This window comes from Bovifimicola ammoniilytica (genome assembly GCF_025567085.1).
GTDB classification, from domain to species: domain Bacteria; phylum Bacillota; class Clostridia; order Lachnospirales; family Lachnospiraceae; genus Bovifimicola; species Bovifimicola ammoniilytica.
Window position 1 is genome coordinate 97,370 of sequence record NZ_JAOQJN010000005.1, and the last position, 24,272, is coordinate 121,641.

Sequence of the window (24,272 nt, forward strand, 5' to 3'; positions counted from 1 at the left end):
GAATGAAAAGAGTGCTTATAGTAGAAGACCAGAGATTTGCAAGAGACCACTTGGAAAATTGTGTAATTAAGAATAAAGACTATTAAAACTGATAGGGTATTAATAGACTTTTTCTTATATAATACTCTATATAGCATATACATTTGACAGGATAAGAGTAAATGGTATGAAAATTAATTGAGTTGAAGTTTTTTCGTGGAACTGTATGCATGAAACATGCAGGTTTATATGAATAATCGTTCGAAGACGAGGAGGAATTATATGAAAAAAAGATTAAGCAAATTAATGAGTTTTTTTCTGGCGTTAGCGATGATAATCGGGATATTACCGGCAATTGCACACGCAGAAGAAACAGAGAACGTGATTCTTAATGAAATTTATCTGACAATTGACAAATCAGCATGGACGCTATATCAGGTCGGACAGGATGCCATGGCAGCAGAAAGACAGCTGTTATGCGATGCATTGGATGTTGGAGAAGCAAATAAAGACATGTATAGTGTAGATATTCTTAATACAGCGTTAAAGTATGTGGACGGTTCAAGTTCAGAGGCTGTGAAGGAAGGAGATGCGATTGAAGAAGGGAAAAAATACAGATGTCATTTTATAGTAGATCCTAAAAATCAATATAATTTTAACAGGAATAAGAATAATATAACTGTATATTTAAATGGTGTAAAGGTGACACCTATTTTATTGAGTTACAACGAATACTGGAAATGTTACCGTATTGAATTAGATATTCCTTTCGCACCGGCTGCACGTCCGGAAGCTATAAATATTACAGATTTTGAAATTGCTACAGGTAAAGTAAAAGCCGGTCGTACTTCTAAAACATCTATTGAGAGTAAAAACGTAGCATTTGAGATAAGCAAGTTAGAGTGGACTTGTGATAATGATTCAGAATTTAAAGCCGGAGATGTATTTAAAGAGAATTCTACATATAAACTGGCATTAACACTTACACCAAATAAAGGTTATAAATTTTCGGTTGATGATAAAACTAAAGAGTACAATGGTAAATATATAGTAAATGATACAAATTATAGTACTAGCAGCTGCAGAATGGATGGCTCTGATTTGATTCTTGAATATAAATTTAAAACGAATGCAATAACCAGAGATATTTACCTGACGGTTGATTATTCTGCATGGAGTAAATTTAAGGAGGGTGCAGATGGTGGAGAAGCAGCTGACCAGTTTAAAAATGAGATAACAGGTGTAATTGCGAATGATATTTATTATCTGAACATAGTGAACACACATTTAATTTATGTAGGAGATGGCAATTCATGGTATTTAGTTAAAGCCGGACATGTTATATCAAAAGATGTGTGTTATATGATGAGATTTAGTGTAAGTCCAAGAAATGGACAGGTATTTGATGATAATTCGGAAAATATGAATGTGTACATCAACGGAACAAAAGTTGAAACGGAAGAACTTACGTATAATGAATACTGGGGCAACTATGTTATAGTAAAAGAAGTTCCGGTTAAACCAATGGAAGATGTCATACTTACCGGCTGGCAGAAAGTAGATGATAACTGGTATTATTATGATAAGACAGGTGTTAAACAGGTATCTAAATGGATTAAATCAGGAACAAAATGGTACTATGTAGATGCAAACGGCGTAATGCAGACATCTAAATGGATAAATGGAAACTACTATGTGAAAGCCGACGGAACAATGGCAATCTCAGAATTTGTCGACAAAGGTAATTATTATGTTGGTAAAGACGGCAAATGGGATAAAGGAACTAAGTGGATTAAGTCAGGTGGTAAATGGTATTATATAGTATCAGGTAAAGTTCAGAAGTCAAAATGGATGCAGATAGGCAAGAAATGGTACCACTTTAATAAAGACGGCATAATGGAGACATCTAAATGGATAGGCGGAAACTATTACGTAAAAGCTGATGGAACAATGGCAATCTCAGAATTTGTCGACAAAGGTAATTATTATGTTGGTAAAGATGGCAAATGGGATAAAGGAACTAAGTGGCTTAAGTCAGGCGATAAATGGTATTATATAGTATCAGGTAAAGTTCAGAAGTCAAAATGGGTACAGATAAGTAAGAAATGGTATCATTTTGATAAAGACGGCATAATGGAGACATCTAAATGGATAAGCGGAACATATTATGTAAAAGCTGACGGAACGATGGCAATTTCGGAATGGGTTGACGGTGGTAAATACTATGTTGGCTCTGATGGAAAATGGATTAAAGGATATAAGAAATAGACAAAAGATATTAATATAATTATTAAAATATCAAAGGACTATTAACATATTTTAAATGATATGTTAATGGTCCTTGTCAGTTATATAAGGTTACGTTGCTGAAAGAATAATTTATACTAAAGTTTGACTTGAATTATTTGTTAATCCCAGTAAAATATATTATGAATAACATTGAGTTAAAGGAGAATTAGAAACATGGCATGGTATGACGAGGCAATATTTTATCACATTTATCCGTTAGGATTAGCAAATGCTCCAAAACAGAACGAATATAAGGAGCCGGAACATAGATTAAACAATTTGATTCCATGGATTAAACATATCAGGGAAATTGGATGTAATGCATTGTATATAGGACCTCTTTTTGAATCAGTTGGACATGGTTATGAGACAACGGATTATAAGAAGTTAGATTCAAGACTTGGAACAAATGAAGACTTAAAAAAATATGTTAAGGAATGTCATAAACAGGGCATAAGAGTAATATTTGATGGTGTATTCAACCACACAGGAAGAGATTTTTTCGCATTTAAAGATATTCAGAAGAATAGAGAAAATTCACAATATAAAAATTGGTATTGTAACGTGAATTTCTGGGGAAATAATGAGTATAATGACGGATTCTCCTATGATAACTGGGGAGGATATAACCTCCTGGTTAAACTGAATCAGCAAAATCCTGCAGTTCAGGATTATATCTGTGATGTAATCAGATACTGGGTATCAGAATTTGATGTTGATGGTATCAGATTAGATGCGGCAGATGTACTCGATTTTGGATTTATGCATCAGCTTAGAAGGGTTGCAAATGAAGTAAAACCGGAATTCTGGCTGATGGGCGAAGTAATTCATGGAGATTATAATAGATGGGTTAATGAAGGAACACTTCATTCAGTAACTAACTACCAGTTACACAAAGCACTTTTTTCGGGACATAATGACCATAACTATTTCGAGATTGCACATACAGTAAGACGTTTATATAGTATGGGTGGAAACAGCCCCGAGGGACTTAAATTATATAATTTTGTAGATAATCATGATGTTGAGAGAATATATACAAAGCTTAATAATAAGGCACAGTTTTCGCCTGTACATGTTCTTCTGTATACACTTCCAGGTATTCCATCAATTTATTATGGTTCAGAATTTGGAATTGAAGGACGTAAAGAGAAGTCTTCTGATGATTCATTGAGGCCGGCAATTAATCTGGATGATTATAAAGATGCAATTAAGAAAAACAGTTGTACAAGTCTTGTTGCAGCACTTGGTAAAATAAGACAGAATGTAAAGGCATTATCATATGGTGATTATCAGGAGAGACTGCTTACAAATGAACAGTATGCATTTGCAAGAAACCTGGATGGAGACACAGTTGTGATAACAGTTAATAATGCAGACCATGAGGCGGATATTACAGTTGGTGCAGGCAGCGCTGATGAGTATTATGGTGCACTTACAGGCCAGAGAGTTAAAGTCGAGAATGGTTGTATTAATATTAAACTCGAAGCTAATTCAGGGGAAATATGGCTTCCGGATTATATGAAGATAGCCGACCTCAAACCTGTAGCTGTAAAGACTGCGAAGAAGGTGGATGTAAAGAAGTCAGAAGGTAAACAGGTTCCTGGATTAGATAATACGAATTACACAAAGTCAGACGTTAAGCCAGATTATGAGTCAGATAATAATACTAAGTCAGAGAATAAAGCAGATAGTGAAAGTAAAGAGCAATCGGTTAAGATGAATAAAGATAAGACAGATTCAACAGAAGCAGGCTCTAATAATCTGAATTCTGATAAAATCGAAGTTGTAGAAGTTGATATGAGCAAGCCTTATGAAGATATGACAGTAACAGAACTTCAGAATGTCATTTTAGGTAAATTAGCAAGTAATGGTCCGGTAACAGATCAGATGAAGAAGGATGTTGCAGAAAATATTTATCATGATTCATTGGTTAACTGGGCTAAGAGTTTTAGATAAAGATATGGATATAAGTGAGATTAATCAGAACGTTAAATGGCTTATTGACTATGGATTTAGTTTAAAGGTTTTTACTAAAAATAGTTTGGCAAAATATGAAATAATTAGAGATTATTGGCACCAGATATGGTATAATTAAAGAAGTTGAATTGGAACGAAATCAGACTGAACTATATCATTAAAGAGAGGTGCTCATATGGTAAAACGAAAGTATTTTAAGCGATTTTTTGCAATAACCCTGGCAACAATGACATTTATATCGACAGTTAATTTTCAGGGTATGATTGCGAAGGCAACAGACGATGATAATGAATATGTAACTTATGATAAAGCATATGGTTACATAGACAATGGTTATGTTGCACCAAGATTAGATGTCACAGAAAGCAATGAAGGACTATGTCAGGCGGCAGCTATTCCTGCTAAATATGACTCAAGGGATTATGGATATGTAACGCCTGTAAGGAATCAGGGAAGATGGGGAACATGTTGGGCTTTTGCGGCAATTGCAGCCATGGAATCTACAGCATTAAGCCATGGTGTAGCTGATAATAAAGACACACTTGATATGTCAGAATATAATGTTGTATATATGGCATTTGATGACAGAACATTTGTTGACCCATTAGGTGGAACGGATGGCGATAATACATATACTGATGATATGACTGCCGCATTAAGCAGAGGTGGTAATCAGACTATGGTATTCAGAGCTATGAGTAAGTGGGCAGGTATGGTAAATGAAAGCGACTGTGTTTATCCGGGTGCAACAGCTACAACATATAGCTATGATGCATCAAAATTGCAATATATATTAACTGGTGTCAGACAGATAAACATGCAGGACAGAGATTACGTTAAGAAAGCTGTTATGGAAAATGGTGCAGCAAGTATGTATTATTATGATTCTGACAATTATGCTAATAACGAATATTATTATAATTATGAGATTAAATCTACCAATCATGCAGTAACGATTGTGGGTTGGGACGACACAATCAGTAGGGATAATTTCAAATCCACAGATTCAAATGGAAAAGTGTATGTGCCTGAGGGAGATGGTGCATGGCTGATTAAGAATAGCTGGGGTTCATACAATTACAGAACTAATGGCGGATATATGTGGATATCTTACTATGATTTAAGTGCTAAATCAGGAAATGCAACATATTATGAAGTCGCTAAGAAGGATTCATATGATTATAATTACCAGTATGATGGTAATACAGAAATTGGTTATGGTCTTATGGGTTCTACAGGAGCAGATTTTATATTAGCCAATAAATATGCAAATGTATTTACTGTAAAGAAGGGCACAGGAACACAGAAACTTGATGCTGTAGCATTTAGTGTTAAGGATGCAAATACATCTTATTCAATCCAGATTTATAAGAATCCTGCACTTAATGTTGAAGATGCTAATGGTACAATAACAGGAAATACAGATAATCCTGAGAGTGGAACACCGTTACTTGATACACCGGTTACAGGAAAGACAACATTTGCAGGTTATTATACAGTAAATATGCCGAGCACAGTTAAACTAGATGAGGGTGATACATTTGCTATCGTGATTACATTTGATGATGAGACATCAATGGATTACTCATATATATATTCTGCTACTGCTGGAATTACCAGTGTATCACGTAATAATGAAAGTTATTATGCACCATCAGGAAAATTAGTGGATATGTATGAAACATATTTAAAAAAATACAGCATAAATATGTGCATAAAGGCATTCACAAGCAAAGTATCAGACAAATTATCTGTGCCACAGATAACTAAAGCTGAATCAACGGATAATAACAGTGCAAGGCTTGAATGGCAGAATGTAGATGGAGCAGAAGGATATGAACTGTTCAGAAGTACTGAGAAAAATGGAACATACAATATGTTAGGAAGCTTTACTGACAATTCATATGTGGACAATTCGGTCAGATGCGGAAAAAAATACTATTATAAAGTAAGAGCATACAAGACTTTTTCGGGTGAAAGAATTTATTCTGATTATTCAACAGTACAGGTTGTAGTTATCGACATTCCAATAAAAGGATGGCAGAAAATAAATAATGTATGGTATTATTATAATTCAAATGGTGAGCTGCAGACATCAAAGTGGATTAAATCCGGAGCAAAATGGTATTACGTGGACCAGACCGGAGCAATGCAGACTTCTAAATGGGTTAAAATCAGTACAAAATATTATTATTTTGATAAATCCGGAGTAATGCAGACTTCAAAGTGGATAGGCAGCAGATATTATGTAAAAGCAGATGGTAGTATGGCAACATCTGAGATAGTAGATAATGGCAGATACTATGTTGATGGTAAAGGTATCTGGGTAAAGGATACAAAATGGCTGAAATTATCAGGAAAATGGTACTATCTTAAGAATGGAACAGTACAGACTTCAAAATGGCTTAAGATAGGAAATAAAAGTTATTATTTTGATAAAAAAGGAGTAATGCTGACATCTAGGTGGATAAAAACCAATGGTAAATGGTATTATGTAAATGCCAATGGAATAATGCAGGTTTCAAAATGGCTTAAAATTGGAAGCAAATGGTATTATGTAAATGCTGATGGAATAATGCAGACATCAAAATGGATAAGTGGTACATATTACGTAAAGGCAGATGGAACAATGGCGATTTCTGAATGGGTAGATGGTGGAAAGTATTACGTTGGCTCAGATGGAAAATGGATTAAAAATTATAAAAAATAATAATTCAAAGTATATAAATAGCAATTGATGTATACATGAATAGGAAAGGCTTATAGATAATCGTTTATCAATAAGCCTTTTGATAAATTCTATAACAGGCTAATTTCTTTGAAAAATAAGCAAATTCAACAATTCAGTAATAATCTTTTGATACTTGACAAATACTGTAAGTGGATATATGATATTTCATATCATAGTAATACAATATGAAATACTGTAAAAGTAGGTATAAGCCTAAGAAGTTCATATTATTTACTAGTCTTTGAATTCTTATACTTCAGAATGGAGGTTTATTTTATTATGGATAAAAAAATTATTTATATGGATAATGCAGCAACTACACCTGTTAAACCAGAAGTTTTAGATGCAATGTTACCTTATTTCACAGAGAAATTTGGTAATCCATCAAGTATTTACAGTATATCTTCACAGAATAAGAAGGATATTACTACAGCCAGAGAGACAATTGCGAAAGCAATTAATACAGATACAGCAAACATTTACTTTACAGCGGGCGGTTCAGAGAGTGATAACTGGGCTTTGAAAGCAACTGCTGAGGCTTATGCTAATAAAGGCCGCCATATTATTACATCGAAGATTGAACATCATGCAATTCTTCATACATGTGATTATCTTGAGAAACGTGGATATGAGATAACATATATTGATGTAGATGAGAATGGTATCGTTGATTTGAAACAATTAGAAGAAGCTATCAGACCTGATACAATTCTTATTTCAATAATGTTTGCAAATAATGAGATAGGAACAATTGAGCCTATAGCAGAAATTGGCAAGATTGCTAAAGAGCATGGCGTGTTATTCCATACAGATGCAGTTCAGGCATTTACACAGGTTCCAATTGATGTAGAAGAAATGAACATAGATATGCTATCAGTAAGTGGTCATAAGATAAATGGACCAAAGGGAATAGGTTTTCTTTATATAAGAAAAGGTGTTAAGATAAGATCGTTTGTACATGGTGGTGCACAGGAGAGAAGCAGAAGAGCCGGAACAGAAAATGTACCTGGAATAATCGGTCTCGCTAAAGCAACTGAAATCGCAGTTGGAAATATGAAAGAGAGAACAGCAAAGGAAATAGAAGTAAGAAATCATATTATCGAAAGAGTAATGAATGAGATACCTTACACAAGACTTAATGGAGACAGAGAAAGACGTCTGCCTAATAATATTAACTTCAGTTTTCAGTTTATTGAGGGAGAATCAATGCTTATAATGTTAGATTCTTTTGGAATATGTGCATCAAGTGGTTCTGCCTGTACATCAGGAGCATTAGATCCGTCGCATGTATTACTTGCAATCGGACTTCCTCATGAAATAGCACATGGTTCATTAAGACTTACAATTTCTGAGGATACTACTATGGAAGATGCAGATTTTGTAGTGGACAAGTTAAAAGGTATCGTAGAGAGACTTAGAAGTATGTCACCTCTTTACGAAGATTTTGTAAAGAAACAGGCAAGATAACAGATAATATAAGAAGAAAGAAGGATAGAATATGTATAGCGAAAAGGTTATGGATCATTTTCAACACCCAAGAAATGTAGGTGAGATAGAGAATGCAAGTGGAGTCGGTACAGTTGGTAATGCAAAATGTGGTGACATTATGAGAATATATTTAGATATTGATGAAAATCAAATTATAAGAGATTGTAAATTCAAAACATTTGGTTGTGGTGCAGCAGTAGCAACAAGTAGTATGGCAACAGAGCTTGTTAAAGGTAAAAATATTAATGAAGCATTACAGATAACTAATAAAGCTGTAATGGAGGCACTTGATGGACTTCCACCTGTAAAGGTGCATTGTTCACTCTTAGCTGAAGAAGCAATTCATGCAGCACTCTGGGATTACGCAGAGAAAAATAATATTAAAATAGAGGGACTTGAGAAGCCTAAGACAGATATTAGCGAGGGCGAAGAGGAAGAAGATTATTAAAAGCTTTAGAAATGAGGATAATATGAAGATTTCAACAAGAGGAAGATATGCGCTGAGGCTTATGCTTCAATTAGCGCTTTGTGAACCAAACAAACCAATAAGTATAAAAGATATAGCTGCAAAACAGAATATATCAGGTAAATATCTTGAACAGATTATATCAGTATTAAATAAAGCCGGCTTTGTGAAGAGTGAAAGAGGTCCACAGGGTGGATATTCATTAAAAATGAAACCTGAGAAGTACACAGTTGGCATGATTCTTAGACTTACAGAGGGAAGTCTTTCACCGGTAGCCTGTCTTGATGATGAGAATGGTGTATGTGAGAGAGAACCCCAATGTGCAACGTTAGAGGTATGGAAGAAATTAAATGATGCGATTAACAGTGTGGTTGATGGAATAACACTTGCAGATTTAGTGGAGATACAGAAGAAAAAGAACGGAGATGTTGAGTATTATATATAACTAAATATATAATAAAGTAAGGTAACACCTGCATAATACATATTTTTAAAATATTTGAGGATATTTTGGAAAGAGTGTTGGCAGGTGTTTTTTAGTATAGAAATTTATAAGGTGTAAAAAATTAAATAAATATCCAATTTCCTATTGACAAACTAGGAATTGAGCTGTATTATATCTTCAACAGTTAATCCTAGTAATCAAATAGGAATTACACATTATAACAACACCAACAAAAAATAAGGAAACGAGGTAGAAGATATGAGTAAAAAAACTTACGCTGAAAGAAATTTTAAATTCGAAACATTACAGTTGCACGTTGGTCAGGAATCACCAGATCCAGTTACAGATGCAAGAGCAGTTCCAATTTATCTTACATCATCATATGTATTCCATAACAGCGAACATGCAGCAGACAGATTTGGCCTTAGAGATGCAGGAAATATTTACGGACGACTTACTAATCCTACACAGGGGGTATTTGAAGCAAGAATAGCAGCACTTGAGGGTGGCGTGGCAGCATTAGCAGTTGGTTCAGGAGCGGCAGCACTTGCTTATGCATTTCAGGCAATTGCACATGCAGGTGACCACATCGTAGCAGCTAAGAACATTTATGGTGGAACATATAACTTATTAGCACATACACTTCCTGATTATGGAATTGAGACAACATTCGTAGATCCATTTGATTATGATGGAATAAAGGCAGCTATTAAAGAGAATACAAAAGCAATCGAGATTGAAACATTGGGTAATCCTAATTCAGAAGTTGTTGATATCGAGAGAATAGCAGCAATTGCTCATGAAGCAGAAATTCCACTTATCGTTGACAATACATTTGCAACACCATATCTGGTAAGACCAATTGAACATGGCGCAGATATAGTAATTCACTCAGCTACTAAATTCATCGGTGGACATGGTACAACAATCGGTGGTGTAATCGTAGATGGTGGTAAATTCGACTGGACTAAGAGTGATAAATGGCCATGGTTAGTAGAACCAAATGTATCTTATCATGGAGTAAGCTTTGCAAAAGACTGCGCACCTGCAGCATTTGTAACATATATCAGAGCTATACTTCTTCGTGATACAGGCGCAACACTTTCACCTGTTCATGCATTTATCTTCTTACAGGGACTTGAGACACTTTCACTTCGTGTTGAGAGACATGTTGAAAATGCATTAAAGGTAGTTGAATATCTTAAGAATCAGCCATTAGTTGAGAAAGTAAATCACCCATCAATCTCAGAAGACAAAGAACAGCAGGAACTTTATAAGAAATATTTCCCAAATGGTGGTGGTTCAATATTTACATTTGAAATCAAAGGAGATGCTAAGACAGCACAGAAATTCATTGATAATCTCGAGCTGTTCTCACTTCTTGCAAATGTAGCAGATGTTAAGTCATTAGCCATACACCCTGCTTCAACAACTCATTCAGAGTGCAACGAGGCTGAATTATTAGATCAGGGAATTAAACCAAATACAATTAGATTATCAATTGGTACAGAAAACATTGATGATATTATTGAAGATTTAGATGAAGCATTTAAGAGTTTAAACTAAGAAAGGAAGGTATAGAATATGAGTAAAATATATAAAAGTGCATTAGAATTAATAGGTAATACACCATTAGTTGAATTTACAGGAATAGAAAAGAAATACAATCTTCAGGCAAGACTACTTGCTAAATTAGAGTATTTTAATCCGGCAGGAAGTGTTAAGGACAGAATTGCGAGAGAAATGATAGAAGATGCTGAAAACAAGGGACTTCTTAAAGAGGGTTCTACAATTATTGAGCCTACATCAGGAAATACAGGAATCGGCTTAGCAGCTATTTCAGCAGCGAAAGGATACAGACTCATAATTGTTCTTCCGGAGACAATGAGTGTTGAGAGAAGAAATATTATTAAAGCATATGGTGCTGAATTAGTTCTTACAGAGGGTTCAAAAGGTATGAAAGGTGCAATTGCTAAGGCTGAAGAGCTGGCTAAGGAGATTCCTAATAGCTTCATACCAGGCCAGTTTGTTAATCCTGCCAATCCAACAGCACATAAGAAGACAACAGGTCCTGAAATATGGAATGATACAGATGGCGAAATCGATGCATTTATAGCTGGTGTAGGTACTGGTGGTACAGTAAGTGGTGTCGGTGAATATTTAAAATCTAAGAAATCAGATGTTGAAGTTATTGCAGTAGAGCCTGCAACTTCACCTGTATTATCACAGGGTGTATCAGGAGCACATAAGATTCAGGGTATTGGAGCAGGTTTCGTACCTGATACATTGAATACAAAAATATATGACAAAGTCGTTACAGTTGAGAATGAAGATGCATTTGCATTCGGTAAAGAAATAGCTAAAACAGAGGGTATTCTTGTAGGTATTTCATCAGGAGCAGCATTAAAGGCAGCAGTTGACTGGGCTTCACAGCCTGAGAATAAAGGCAAAACAGTTGTTACTTTATTACCTGACAGCGGTGACAGATATTACTCAACAGCATTATTTGAATAAAAATTAGTTTAATTTCTATATTAAACTAAGTAAAACATTAATTTGGTTATAATGTGGTAATTCTTTTATCATATTAACGTAAATGCCCTAATATAATTTAAGTAATCGAAAGCTTTTAAAACGGTGAAAGATGTTAAATTATATATGGGCATTTATGATTTTAATCGGGATATTATATGGGGCATTTACAGGAAATATTTCTGAGGTCTCAAATGGTTTTCTGACATCATCTAAGGAAGCGGTCACATTATGTATAACTATGCTTGGAGTATTAAGTTTCTGGTCCGGCATAATGGAGATAGGTAAAAGAGCAGGTATTATAAGACAAATGACGAAATTAATAATGCCATTTGTTAATTTCCTATTTCCTGATATCCCTAAAAATCATGAATCCAGAGAATACATAACTACAAATATAATTGCTAATATCTTAGGACTGGGCTGGGCCGCAACCCCTCCGGGACTTAAGGCAATGGAAAGTCTATCAAAGTTAAATGAAGAGAAAAATGGAAGAGAAAAAGTACACATCTCAAGTGATGAAATGTGTACTTTTCTTGTTATAAATATTTCCTCTTTACAAATAATTCCGATGAATATAATTGCATACCGAAGCCAATATGGAAGTATTAATCCTGCATCTATTGTTGTGCCGGCTATTATTGCGACATCTGCAAGTACAATGGCAGCTATTATTTTCTGTAAGTTAATGACCCGCCACTAATTCATTCCAGAAGCTTTGGACTTGTGATTGTGAGTTGTATTGTGTACTGTTTATAGAAACACTTGTAATGCTGTATGAATCAAGGGATTTAGATAGTGTAAAGCCAATTTTTACTTTATAAATGACCTCTTCGCCATTTACTTTATCATGAGCATCTCCCTGTACTGAAATACTATAAGAGCCATCATCATTAGTTTTAGCATCCCATGAGGTATTACGAAAATAATCCTTGATAACATCATTGACAGTTTTCTTTGATGTGCTGCTTGCTTTCATAGCATTTAATTTCTTTACCGGTTTATCATATTTTGAGTCATAATGATCGGCTGATGATTTCGTATATTCAGGATTAGTAGTCAAAATATGATACTGATTACTTATAAATTTACCTGTAAAGGAAATGCTTAATATAATCCATAGTAATGGAATAGCCTTAGATAATCCACGTTTTGAAAAAGAGATAAGTGGATAAAAGATATAAAGAAAAACAGCAACTATTATAGGAGATGTTTTTCCGGTTTTGGCCTTCAATACAATTGCATCAGATATAAATGCAACTTCTGTAATCAAATTGATTGCCCATAAATAATATTGGGAAGCAGTAAATGGATTTTTACTAAATGCTAAATATGCCAAGTGTGCAATAATTGCAATCATTGCTACGATTACTAATTTAAAGGTAATATTAAGATCATTTTTGTAGGTATTGTTAATAACTTTTTCAGCATTATTGCTAAGTGATAAATCCCGATTAGGGTTGTAAGCACCATAGGGATCATAATTGCCAGAAAAGTTGTCATATCCGGAACTATAATCGGAATTGAAATCGGAATTATAGTTGTTAGTATTGTAACTATTAGAATTGTAATTAGAATTATAATTATTCGAATTATAAGACCCGGAATTGTAGCTATCAGAATTGTAGCTATTAGAAATGTTACTGTTATAGGAATTTGTATTTTTACGATTTGAATCTGTTAAATCTACTACGTCATCATCGAAATCGAGTACAAATTCTTCGTTGGAATTATTATTGGTATTTGTGTTATCGTTATTCATAACTCGTGCCTCCTTTTAACATATTATCATAACGGATAAATTTTATCATAACGGAATAAATACTTCAAGAAAAATGTGAAATAATGTAAATAAATGTTATCAGAAATGAGGGGTAGTATGAAAGTTATTCTATATCTGTCTGATATGATGATTCCATTTGTCGTATTCTACATTGTAGGAATTGGAATTATTCAGAAAAATAAAGTGTATGATGATTTTATTGAGGGAGCAAAAGATGGTTTAAAAACAGTCGCAGGTGTGATGCCTACAATGGTAGGGCTGATGATTGGTGTTGGTGTGTTAAGCTCATCTGGTTTTTTGAATTTTTTTACCAAACAGATAGCTAAGATGACATTGAAAATTGGTCTGCCACCGGCGGTCGTGCCAGCAATGATTGTAAGGATGTTTTCATCATCAGCGGCCACCGGACTTGTATTAGATGTTTTCAAACAATTTGGAACAGATTCATATGAGGGACTGCTTTCATCTATAATGATGAGCAGCACCGAAACAATATTTTATACAATGTCGGTATATTTTATGACAGCCAAAGTCACCAAGACAAGGTGGACTTTGGCAGGAGCATTAATATCTACTTTAGCCGGAATTATTGCAAGTGTAATAATGACTAAAATGATGATTTGATTAACTTGCTTAATAACATAAAATTATAGTATCAAAATCTATACCTTATTATGGTTTTCAAAAGACCTATAGAGAGTTATACGATATATTGAGTGTAATGATGAAACTTAACTTTTACATCTATACAAGCAAAACATTTTCGGAATCTTTATAGATATCAGGTGCAGCTGTAGTTGTAATAATAGTTGCATCTGAATATCCGGCAAAAGATACATTAGATACTTTATTGAATTTAGATGAATCACATAGAATATAGCGTTCTGTACATTGGTATAGGGCGCATTTTTTTATCATAGCTTCCGATGGGTCAGGTGTTGAAAAACCATTTGCTTTATTGATAGCATTTGTTCCGAAAAAACCTTTGGTAAAATGATATTTAGTAAGATTAATAACTGCTTCTTCGCCAACCATAGCCTCAGTAGTTGCCTTATATAATCCACCAGGCAGATATACATTAAAGCCCTTTGTGGCAAGCCTTTTGGCATGCATAATGCCGTTTGTTACAATAATTATATTTGAATCAGGTGAAATATTATCAATAATAAATCCAGTTGAGGTACCGGCATCTAAATAAATCATTTCTTTATTATTAATAAGTGAGGCAGCGTATTGTGCAATTAATACTTTCTCATTACGATTAATATTTTCGCGTTCTAAAACAGCAGAGTCATATGAAATTGTATAGGGGTTCTGGTTCGGAGTTAAGGCTATTGCACCACCATGAACCTTGGTTAAAAGCTTCTTTGCAGCCATATCGTTTAAATCTCTTCGGATAGTTGATTCAGAAGCATCAAATAATTGCATTAACTCATGTACACTTATTGAGCCTTTTTCATTTACTGCCTTTTCGATTTCATTTTTTCGTTCCTCGTTTAACATAATAATCTCCATTTCTTATTCAGCTTATTCACAAACGGTCAAAATCATTCAATACAGATAGTATAATGAAATGTGGGAAAATTGTCAAAATAATTATTATATTTTTGAAAGAAAACGAATGAAAATGCTTGACTATGAATGGAAATGGTGGTATATATAATATACAAAGATATAAAACGTTTAAAAACATTCAAAAATACGAAAGATAATGAAAAAATTAATAAAATTATGAAGAAAGGCTCATATTAGTAAAATAAGGAAATGGAGGTTTGGAAGATATGATTTATACAGTTACATTTAACCCGTCACTGGATTACATCGTAAGTGTCAGAAATTTTGAAGAAGGCAGTGTCAATAGAGTGTCTGATGAAATGATATTGCCAGGTGGAAAAGGCATAAATGTTTCGATAGTACTTAATAATCTGGGAATGGAAAGTCATCTTTTGGGCTTCATCGCCGGCTTCACAGGTAAAGAAATTGAGAGAATGGTAAGTGATGATGGTTGCATATCAGAATTTATCAAGGTTGACAATGGATTCTCAAGAATCAACGTTAAGATGAGATCAGAAAAAGAGAGTGAAATTAACGGAATCGGACCTGCAATATCTAATAGTGAAATGACTCAGTTATTAGACAAGCTTGATAAGCTTAAAGAAGGCGATGTTCTGGTACTGGCAGGAAGTATTCCGGCATCTATACCGGACACAATCTATTACGATATTATGAAGATGTTGTCTGACAGAAAGATAATGATAGTAGTAGATGCAACCAAAGATTTATTATTAAATGTATTGCCTTTACACCCATTTTTAATCAAACCGAACAAGCAGGAGCTTGCTGAAATGATGAATCTTGAGAATTTATCGAAAGAGGATATTGTAAAAAATGCATTTGAATTACAGAAGCGTGGGGCTAGAAATGTTTTAGTATCGATGGCGGGAGAAGGAGCCATTCTTGTTACTGAAGACGGAAATGTATATTCGAGTGCGGCACATAAAGGCAATGTTGTTAATTCTGTCGGGGCAGGTGATTCGATGGTAGCAGGCTTTATATATGGATATCTTAAGAATAAAGATTATAAAGAAGCATTTGAAACAGGTCTGTGTGCAGGAAGTGCAAGTGCATTTTCGGAAAATCTTGCAACAAAGGAGCAGGTCGAAGAATTACTTATTAAACAAAGAGAAATGACTGTAGAATAACAATATATGTAGAAAGGAATGGTGGTTTTTATGAAGATTACAGATTTATTAGGAAATTCAGTGAGTCTTAATCAGAAAGCAGCATCGAAAGATGAAGTGCTTGAAAAAGTAGTAGATTTAATGTATGAAAAAGGGAATATCACAGATAAGGCAGAGTATCTGCAGGCAGTAAGAGCAAGAGAAGAAGAGGGAACCACAGGAGTTGGTGAAGGAATAGCAATTCCTCATGGTCGTTGTATGGCAGTAAATGCTCCGGGACTTGCAGCAATGGTGCTTCCAGAGGGTGTAGATTACGAGGCACTTGATGATGAGCCAGTACATTTGATATTTCTTATAGCCGCACCTGCTAATGGTGGAGATGCTCATATCGAAATGCTAAGTAAATTATCAACAATGTTAATGGATGAAGAATTCACAGCTAATTTAAGAAATGCAAAGAGCAAAGAAGAATTTATAAGCATTATTGATAAAGCCGAAAATGAGAGAGATAAGTCAGATAGTAAAAAAGCTTCCGAAGAAAATGCAGTTAATGCCGGAACAGAAAATGTTGTAAGTGAATCAGAAAAATCTGATAAGAATGCCAAATTCATAGTTGCAGTTACAGCATGCCCTACAGGAATTGCACATACCTATATGGCAGCAGAATCATTAGAGAAGAAAGCTAAGGAAATTGGCTGTAAGATTAAGGTTGAGACAAGAGGCTCAGGTGGTGCTAAAAATGTACTTACTGAATCAGAAATAGATAGAGCTGAGGCAGTAATCGTAGCAGCAGATACCAAAGTTCCAATGTCACGTTTTAATGGTAAGAAGGTAATTGAAGTTCAGGTATCTGATGGTATCAGTAAGGCTGATAAATTGATTAATCGTGCATTAAATGGTGATGCACCTATATACAAGAGTAATGGTGGAAGTGAAGAGGGCGGTTCTTCTAAAAGTTCAGGTTCAGACAGTATAGGTCACCGGATATATAAACATCTTATGAATGGTGTTTCACATATGCTTCCATTTGTAGTCGGTGGTGGTTTACTTATAGCCATAGCCTTTTTAATAGATGGTTTATCAGTCGATATTAATTCATTAAGTGCGGCTGAAAGAGGAAATTTTGGTACAATTACCCCTATCGCAGCTATGTTTAAATCTATCGGTGGAACAGCATTCAACTTTATGTTACCAATACTTGCGGGCTTTATAGCTATGAGTATAGCAGACAGACCGGGACTTGCGGTTGGTTTCGTCGGAGGTTCAATAGCAGCAACAGGCTCATCGGGTTTCTTAGGTGCGTTAGCAGCAGGTTTTATAGCAGGGTATCTTGTTAAATTACTTATTAAATTAACAGAGAAGTTACCAAAGAGTCTAGACGGTATAAGACCTATTCTTATCTATCCTTTTGTTGGAATACTTACGTGTGGATTAATAATGAATTATATAATTGAGCCGGTTGTAGGTATGATTAATACAGGGCTCAATAACGGACTTGGACATCTTAATGGTGTAAGCAGTGTATTACTTGGAATTATCGTAGCTGGTATGATGGCCATAGATATGGGTGGTCCATTTAATAAGGCAGCATATGTATTTGGTACAGCATCAATAGCAGCAGGAAATTATAACATTATGGCAGCAGTTATGATAGGCGGAATGGTTCCACCTTGCGCAATAGCATTAGCCACCTTATTATTCAAGAACAGATTTACAGAAGATGAGCGTAAAGCAGGACCAACTAACTTCATTATGGGCTTATCATTTATTACAGAGGGAGCGATTCCGTTTGCAGCAGCAGATCCACTTCATGTTATACCGGCATGCGTAATTGGCTCAGGAATAGCAGGTGCATTATCAATGGCATTCAAATGTACACTTATGGCACCACATGGTGGAATCTTCGTATTCCCAGTAGTCGGTAATGGATTATTCTATTTCCTTGCATTAGTTATAGGAACAGTCGTAAGCACATTTATGTTAGGTTTACTAAAGAAACCAATTACAAAATAAATTTAATAACTCAAACTACGCACATATATAATAGAATCAAATCATTTGTATTAAGTGAATTTGCATATATAAATATCGAAACTTTTGTAAGAATTGCTAATTTGTAGATATCTTTTTCGGCTCTTTTGATTATTTGAGTTCATTCAATGCCATACACTTAAAACGTTGTGTTCGTCTATGCTACACACTTGATTTATGACGTATCGTGTGCAAGTTAATGCCGTCAGATGCAAAAGGGCGGTGCAGTAAATCACCATTCAAGCGAAGCGCGTTTGATTAGCTGCACCGTAATAAACTTTGCAGATGACGGCATTTACTTGCACTAGATAAAGGAATTATGAAAGTGTGTAGCATAGACGGACATCTCGCCTTAAGTGTATGTCTGTTGAATGTACACAAAATTTGAGCCGAAAAAGATATCTTGCAAATTTACGCAATTCTTACAAGGTATTTCGATATTTATATCTGTCAAATTTACTTTAACAGATGGATATATGCTACGATATATATGTGCGAAGTTTGAGTTAATAATAGTGTATAAATGTATTGCAATTATGTTATAATATGGCAAGGAAAATAAATATGCAATGCATAAAAATGGAGACTAAAAATGGATGAAAGAATTAAGAAATTAGCATACAATCTTGTGAATTATTCTGTAAAGGTTAAAGAGGGCGAAAAGGTCTATGTGCATTATATAGGAAATGACACAACTGACCTTGCAAGAGCAGTCATTAAAGAAGTGTATAAGGCAAAAGGTATTCCATTTGCACATTTTACTGATAATAGGGTTCTTCGTGAGATATTATTAGAATGTAGTGAAGAACAGTTAAAAATAATGTCTGAAATTGACTGTATGGAAATGGATAAAATGGATTGTTATATAGGTATCCGCGGTACTGATAATATTGCCGAATTATCTGATGTTCCGGCAGACAAGATGAATATGTATGAGACTTTATACGGAACTCCGGTTCATAGTGACAGACGTGTAGCCCATACTAAATGGGTTGTATTAAGATATCCTAATCCGGCGATGGCACAGCTTAGTAATATGAGCCTTGAAGCATTTGAGGATTATTATTTTAATGTATGTAATCTGGATTATTCTAAGATGGATAAAGCAATGGACTCATTACAGAAGCTTATGAATAAAACAGACAAGGTCAGACTTACAGGTCCGGGAACAGACATAGAATTTTCGATAAAAGATATTCCTGCAATCAAATGCGCAGGCGAAATGAATATACCTGATGGAGAAGTGTATACAGCACCTGTAAAGAATTCAATAAACGGAACAATTACGTATAATACGCCATCAGTATATCAGGGCTTTACCTATGAAAATGTAAGCCTTACATTTGAAAACGGTAAGATAATCAAAGCTACTGCAAATGATAATGACAGAATTAACAAAGTATTTGATACTGATGAGGGTGCAAGATATGTGGGTGAGTTTGCGATTGGTGTCAATCCATATATAACAAGCCCTATGAAAGACATTTTATTTGACGAGAAAATAATGGGTTCAATACATTTTACACCGGGCTGCTGTTATGATGATGCACCAAACGGCAATAAATCATCAATCCATTGGGACTTGGTATTTATCCAGACTAAAGAATATGGTGGCGGAGAAATATATTTTGATGATGTTCTTATAAGAAAAGACGGTGTATTTGTTCTGCCTGAATTAGAATGTTTAAATCCGGAGAATTTAAAGTAGATGGTCTTGTTAAAAAAATACATCTGTATTATAATAGAAAAGTGTTTTGAAATTTGATGTATGATTAAAGAGTTTATATAACTTAGGGATTGTACATTCTAATACACTATATGTTATTTGTGTAAAAATGTGTTTAAGTGAGGAAAAAGAAATGGAACTAACAATTATTAAAGACTTATATCGTGATACTGACAAGTATATTGGCAAAGAAATCGAAGTAGGTGGTTGGATCAGAAGTATCAGAGATTCTAAAACATTTGGTTTTATCGTATTAAATGATGGTACTTTTTTTGAAACATTACAGATAGTTTACCATGATGAGATGGAGAATTTCGCAGAGATTTCTAAATTAAATGTTGGTGCAGCGATTATTGTTAAAGGTACATTGGTTGCAACTCCTGAAGCTAAGCAGCCATTTGAGATACAGGCAAGTGAAATAGTAGTAGAGGGAACATCAGCACCTGATTATCCTTTACAGAAGAAACGTCACAGTTTTGAATATCTTCGTACAATTTCACATTTACGACCAAGAACAAATACATTCCAGGCAGTATTCAGAGTACGTTCGTTAATAGCCTATGCTATACACCAGTTTTTCCAGGAGCGAGATTTCGTATATGTTCATACTCCACTTATTACAGGAAGTGACTGCGAGGGCGCAGGTGAAATGTTCAGGGTAACAACACTTGATATGAATGATTTACCTAAGACAGATGATGGAAAAGTAGATTATACCAAGGATTTCTTCGGTAAAGAGACAAATCTTACAGTATCAGGTCAGTTAAATGGCGAAACATATGCTATGGCATTCAGAAATATATATACATTTGGACCAACTTTCAGAGCAGAGAATTCTAATACTACAAGACATGCAGCAGAGTTCTGGATGATAGAACCTGAGATGGCATTTGCAGACCTTAAAGATGATATGATGCTTGCAGAAGCAATGCTTAAATATGTTATCAAATATGTAATGGATAATGCACCTGAAGAGATGAAGTTCTTTAATAATTTTGTAGATAAAGGTTTAATAGACAGATTAAATGGTGTGCTTAATTCGGATTTTGGACACGTAACATATACAGAAGCAATCGAGATTCTTGAAAAACATAATGATAAATTTGATTATAAAGTTTCATGGGGATGTGATTTACAGACAGAGCATGAGAGATATCTTACAGAAGAGATATTCAAACGTCCTGTATTTGTAACAGATTATCCAAAGGAAATCAAAGCATTCTATATGAAATTAAATGATGATAATAAGACAGTTGCGGCTATGGACTGTTTAGTTCCTGGAATCGGCGAAATCATCGGAGGAAGCCAGAGAGAAGATGATTATGATAAACTTCTTGGCAGAATGAAAGAATTAGGCCTTAAAGAAGAGGATTATGGCTTCTATCTTGATTTAAGAAAATATGGTTCAACAAGACATGCAGGTTTTGGTTTAGGTTTCGAAAGATGTGTAATGTACCTTACAGGTATGGCTAACATCAGAGATGTAATTCCATTTCCAAGAACAGTTAATAACTGTGAATTATAATCTGTATTTAATAATTTTATTAAATTATGATTATTAAGAGTGCGTGGCACGAAAAAGTAATTTAGATTTAAAATAAGCAGATATAGAAGGCGGCTCAATTTACAGATAACATCTATAAATTTCTTTAGATAACATCGATGAATTGGGCCGCTTATGTTAATAAGATTTTTAAGATAAGGTCAGGTTGGTCATTTAATAATAAATAATACGATTTCTCAGACAGATAATGCCAGAGAAAAGGAGTGTACGATGGCTAAAAGAAGAAAGAGAAATAATAGAAAAAATAATAATAGATATAAGAATAGGAATAAGAACAGAAAAGTAATTAAGAAGATTTTACTTGGTCTGTTTTTTGTAATTATAGCAGCTATATTATTTATTGGAGTAAAATATGGCGTGAAATTATATGAGTATGATAAAGAAGCGAAGAGACTCGTTAAAGAGGGTGGCGAGGAAATATTTAAAGCAAACCAGACGAGTATTATATATGATGCAGACGGTAATGTTATAACGGAACTGATAGGAGAAAGAGATTCATATTATCTTGATTATAAAGATATTCCATATTTCGTTAAAGCAGCGCTTATTACATCTGAGGACAGAAATTTTTATTCACATTCAGGTGTAGATTACAAAGCGATAACCAGAGCATTTTTAGTGTTACTACAGAATAAAGGTGAAATAACGCAAGGAGGAAGTACGATAACACAACAGCTTGCAAGAAATGTTTTTCTGTCACATAAAGTTACAATGGGACGAAAAATAAAGGAAATGTTTATTGCAAAAGAGATTGAGAAAAAGTTCTCTAAGGATAAAATATTAGAGTTTTATATAAATAACATATATTTTGGTAACGGATATTATGGAATTGAGGCGGCTGCCAGAGGATATTTTAGTAAATCAGTAACGGAGCTTTCGCTAGGTGAGATAGCATTTATATGTGCAATTCCGAATAATCCTACTTTATATGATCCGTATACGAATAGTGATGAGACTACCTTGCGAAAGAACAGAATCTTAAAGCAGATGTATGAAAATGATGACATTGACAAGCAGATGTACGAAGCTGCATTGTATACCACAATTGTCTTATATCCATCAGAAAATAAAACCAATAATTACATAGAAACATATGTTAGATATTGTGCAACAATTTCTCTTATGTCTAATTCTGGATTTGAATTTAAGTATTATTTCGATTCAGATGAGGAAAAAGAGAAGTATGAGAAAGAATATGAGGTCCTATATAATGATATTTCGGCTAAATTATATACGGGTGGTTACAAAATATATACATCAATTGATTTGAATAAGCAGCAGGAATTACAAGATATAGTGGATAATAATTTAGCACATTATACAGATGTAAATAATGAGGGTATTTATGCGTTTCAGGGGGCTGCGACCTGCATTGACAATACTACTGGAAAGGTCGTGGCGATTGTAGGTGGAAGAACGCAGGACTATAAAGGATATACACTCAACAGGGCATATCAGAGCTATAGACAGCCTGGTAGTACTATTAAGCCAATTCTCATTTATACACCTATATTTGAAAGAAATTATTATCCTGACACAAAGGTTGTAGATGAACCCATCGAAAATGGACCGGTTAACTCACCTAATGTCTACGAAGGTGAGATGACAGTAAGAAGTGCTGTAGAAAAATCAAAGAATACAATAGCATGGAAACTATTTGATGAGCTATCAGCGGATACCTGCCTTGGATATCTTAAAAATATGAATTTTAATAAGATTGTGAATAAAGACTATGTACCTGCTGTCTCAATTGGAGGAATGACCTACGGTGTATCGACACTTGAGATGGCTTCTGCATATGCTGCTATAGAAAATGATGGCGTATTCAGAACGCCAACTTGTATATCAAAGATAACAGATGCAGATTACAATATAATAGTAGATAATATAGAGTATACAAAGTCGAAGAATACTTCCATACAAGTTAAACAGATTTACCAGACAAATGCAGCAAGAATAATGACTGATGTCCTGAAAGGTGTTCTTACAGTAGGAACAGGAAGAAAATATAATATTTCAAATGCAATTTGTGCTGCAAAGACTGGAACTACTAATGATAATAAAGATGTATGGTTTGTAGGTTTTAGTAAATATTACACTACAGCAGTGTGGGTGGGATATGACATGCCTAAAGTTATTAATGACGGCTATGGCAATACCTGTTCAGGAAATATATGGAAAGAATTTATGACTAAGATTCATGATGGGTTAGAGATTAAAGATTTCGTTCCGTATGTTACAGAAGACGGAATACTAAGTAATGGCGAAGAGATATCTGAATCACAGCCTGCTGAAGAAACCACTGAAGAAACCACTGAAGAAATCGCTGATGAGACTACTGAAAATGAGGAAAATTCTATCTATACTAATGAAAGTGATGATGAAACAACAACTATAAGTACAGATAATAATTCTGATAATAGAGATAACAGAGATAATACAGAGACAACTAATCCATATAATTCACAGGTTACAAAACCATCAAATGAGCAGGCACCGGGAGGTGCTGATGGTGGTGTATATCAGGAATATTGGGGTGATTAGTGCGATAGTAAATGTTTTTATTACAGATAAGAG

The 24,272-nt window shown here is 34.4% G+C and carries 17 protein-coding genes; 15 read left to right on the top strand and 2 right to left on the bottom strand.

Annotated elements, in window-relative coordinates; genetic code table 11:
* The first annotated feature begins 261 nt into the window (after window positions 1–261).
* The 9 genes from OCV48_RS07880 to OCV48_RS07920 all read left to right on the top strand — a co-directional run bounded on the left by OCV48_RS07880 (window position 262) and on the right by OCV48_RS07920 (window position 12,613).
* Window positions 262–2,247, top strand: a complete 1,986-nt coding sequence (locus tag OCV48_RS07880; protein WP_262559426.1) for a hypothetical protein — start codon at window positions 262–264, stop codon at window positions 2,245–2,247.
* 195 nt (window positions 2,248–2,442) lie between these two features.
* Window positions 2,443–4,227 carry an alpha-amylase family glycosyl hydrolase gene (locus tag OCV48_RS07885; protein WP_147591604.1) on the top strand — a complete coding sequence of 595 codons (1,785 nt, stop codon included), beginning with the start codon at window positions 2,443–2,445 and terminating at the stop codon, window positions 4,225–4,227.
* 196 nt (window positions 4,228–4,423) lie between these two features.
* A complete protein-coding gene (locus tag OCV48_RS07890) occupies window positions 4,424–6,958 on the top strand; it encodes a C1 family peptidase (protein WP_147591605.1) in 2,535 nt (844 codons plus the stop codon).
* 300 nt (window positions 6,959–7,258) lie between these two features.
* Window positions 7,259–8,446, top strand: coding sequence for a cysteine desulfurase NifS (nifS, locus tag OCV48_RS07895; protein ID WP_147591606.1), 1,188 nt, complete (start codon window positions 7,259–7,261; stop codon window positions 8,444–8,446).
* Between the two features lie 31 nt (window positions 8,447–8,477).
* A complete protein-coding gene (gene nifU / locus OCV48_RS07900; RefSeq protein ID WP_021983897.1) occupies window positions 8,478–8,915 on the top strand; it encodes a Fe-S cluster assembly scaffold protein NifU in 438 nt (145 codons plus the stop codon).
* A 22-nt stretch (window positions 8,916–8,937) separates the two neighbouring features.
* Complete coding sequence (locus OCV48_RS07905) at window positions 8,938–9,378, top strand: RrF2 family transcriptional regulator (RefSeq protein ID WP_021983898.1); 441 nt, start codon at window positions 8,938–8,940, stop codon at window positions 9,376–9,378.
* Between the two features lie 258 nt (window positions 9,379–9,636).
* The gene (locus OCV48_RS07910; protein ID WP_021983899.1) at window positions 9,637–10,944 is read left to right on the top strand and encodes an O-acetylhomoserine aminocarboxypropyltransferase/cysteine synthase family protein; all 1,308 of its coding nucleotides are present in this window, start codon (window positions 9,637–9,639) and stop codon (window positions 10,942–10,944) included.
* A gap of 18 nt (window positions 10,945–10,962) precedes the next feature.
* Entirely contained in the window at window positions 10,963–11,892 is a 930-nt protein-coding gene (gene cysK, locus OCV48_RS07915; protein WP_147591607.1) for a cysteine synthase A, read from the top strand.
* A 130-nt stretch (window positions 11,893–12,022) separates the two neighbouring features.
* On the top strand, window positions 12,023–12,613 hold the full coding sequence (locus OCV48_RS07920) for a nucleoside recognition protein (RefSeq protein ID WP_147591608.1): 591 nt from the start codon (window positions 12,023–12,025) through the stop codon (window positions 12,611–12,613).
* Here the strand turns inward: OCV48_RS07920 and OCV48_RS07925 are convergent.
* Entirely contained in the window at window positions 12,596–13,672 is a 1,077-nt protein-coding gene (locus OCV48_RS07925; RefSeq protein ID WP_147591609.1) for a hypothetical protein, read from the bottom strand. The two genes, OCV48_RS07920 and OCV48_RS07925, sit on opposite strands and share 18 nt — an antisense overlap.
* 117 nt (window positions 13,673–13,789) lie before the next feature.
* Here OCV48_RS07925 and OCV48_RS07930 point away from each other — a divergent pair, with 117 nt between their 5' ends.
* A complete protein-coding gene (locus OCV48_RS07930) occupies window positions 13,790–14,317 on the top strand; it encodes a spore maturation protein (protein ID WP_021983903.1) in 528 nt (175 codons plus the stop codon).
* 120 nt (window positions 14,318–14,437) lie between these two features.
* Here the strand turns inward: OCV48_RS07930 and OCV48_RS07935 are convergent, their stop codons facing one another.
* Window positions 14,438–15,196 (bottom strand): DeoR/GlpR family DNA-binding transcription regulator, encoded by a 759-nt coding sequence (locus OCV48_RS07935; RefSeq protein ID WP_147591610.1) that lies wholly within the window; start codon window positions 15,194–15,196, stop codon window positions 14,438–14,440.
* A 278-nt stretch (window positions 15,197–15,474) separates the two neighbouring features.
* On the opposite strand from OCV48_RS07935, the gene pfkB reads away from it, so the two are divergent.
* The 5 genes from pfkB (at window position 15,475) to OCV48_RS07960 (ending at window position 24,239) form a co-directional block, all read left to right on the top strand.
* Window positions 15,475–16,395 carry a 1-phosphofructokinase gene (pfkB, locus tag OCV48_RS07940; RefSeq protein ID WP_021983905.1) on the top strand — a complete coding sequence of 307 codons (921 nt, stop codon included), beginning with the start codon at window positions 15,475–15,477 and terminating at the stop codon, window positions 16,393–16,395.
* Window positions 16,396–16,425: 30 nt separating this feature from the next.
* Window positions 16,426–18,387: a PTS fructose transporter subunit IIABC gene (locus tag OCV48_RS07945; RefSeq protein ID WP_147591611.1), complete on the top strand. Its 1,962-nt coding sequence runs from the start codon at window positions 16,426–16,428 to the stop codon at window positions 18,385–18,387.
* A gap of 610 nt (window positions 18,388–18,997) precedes the next feature.
* A complete protein-coding gene (locus tag OCV48_RS07950) occupies window positions 18,998–20,113 on the top strand; it encodes an aminopeptidase (protein ID WP_147591612.1) in 1,116 nt (371 codons plus the stop codon).
* Window positions 20,114–20,264: 151 nt separating this feature from the next.
* Window positions 20,265–21,656: an asparagine--tRNA ligase gene (gene asnS, locus OCV48_RS07955; protein ID WP_147591613.1), complete on the top strand. Its 1,392-nt coding sequence runs from the start codon at window positions 20,265–20,267 to the stop codon at window positions 21,654–21,656.
* Window positions 21,657–21,905: 249 nt separating this feature from the next.
* Window positions 21,906–24,239, top strand: a complete 2,334-nt coding sequence (locus OCV48_RS07960; protein ID WP_147591614.1) for a transglycosylase domain-containing protein — start codon at window positions 21,906–21,908, stop codon at window positions 24,237–24,239.
* The last annotated feature ends 33 nt before the right edge of the window (window positions 24,240–24,272 follow it).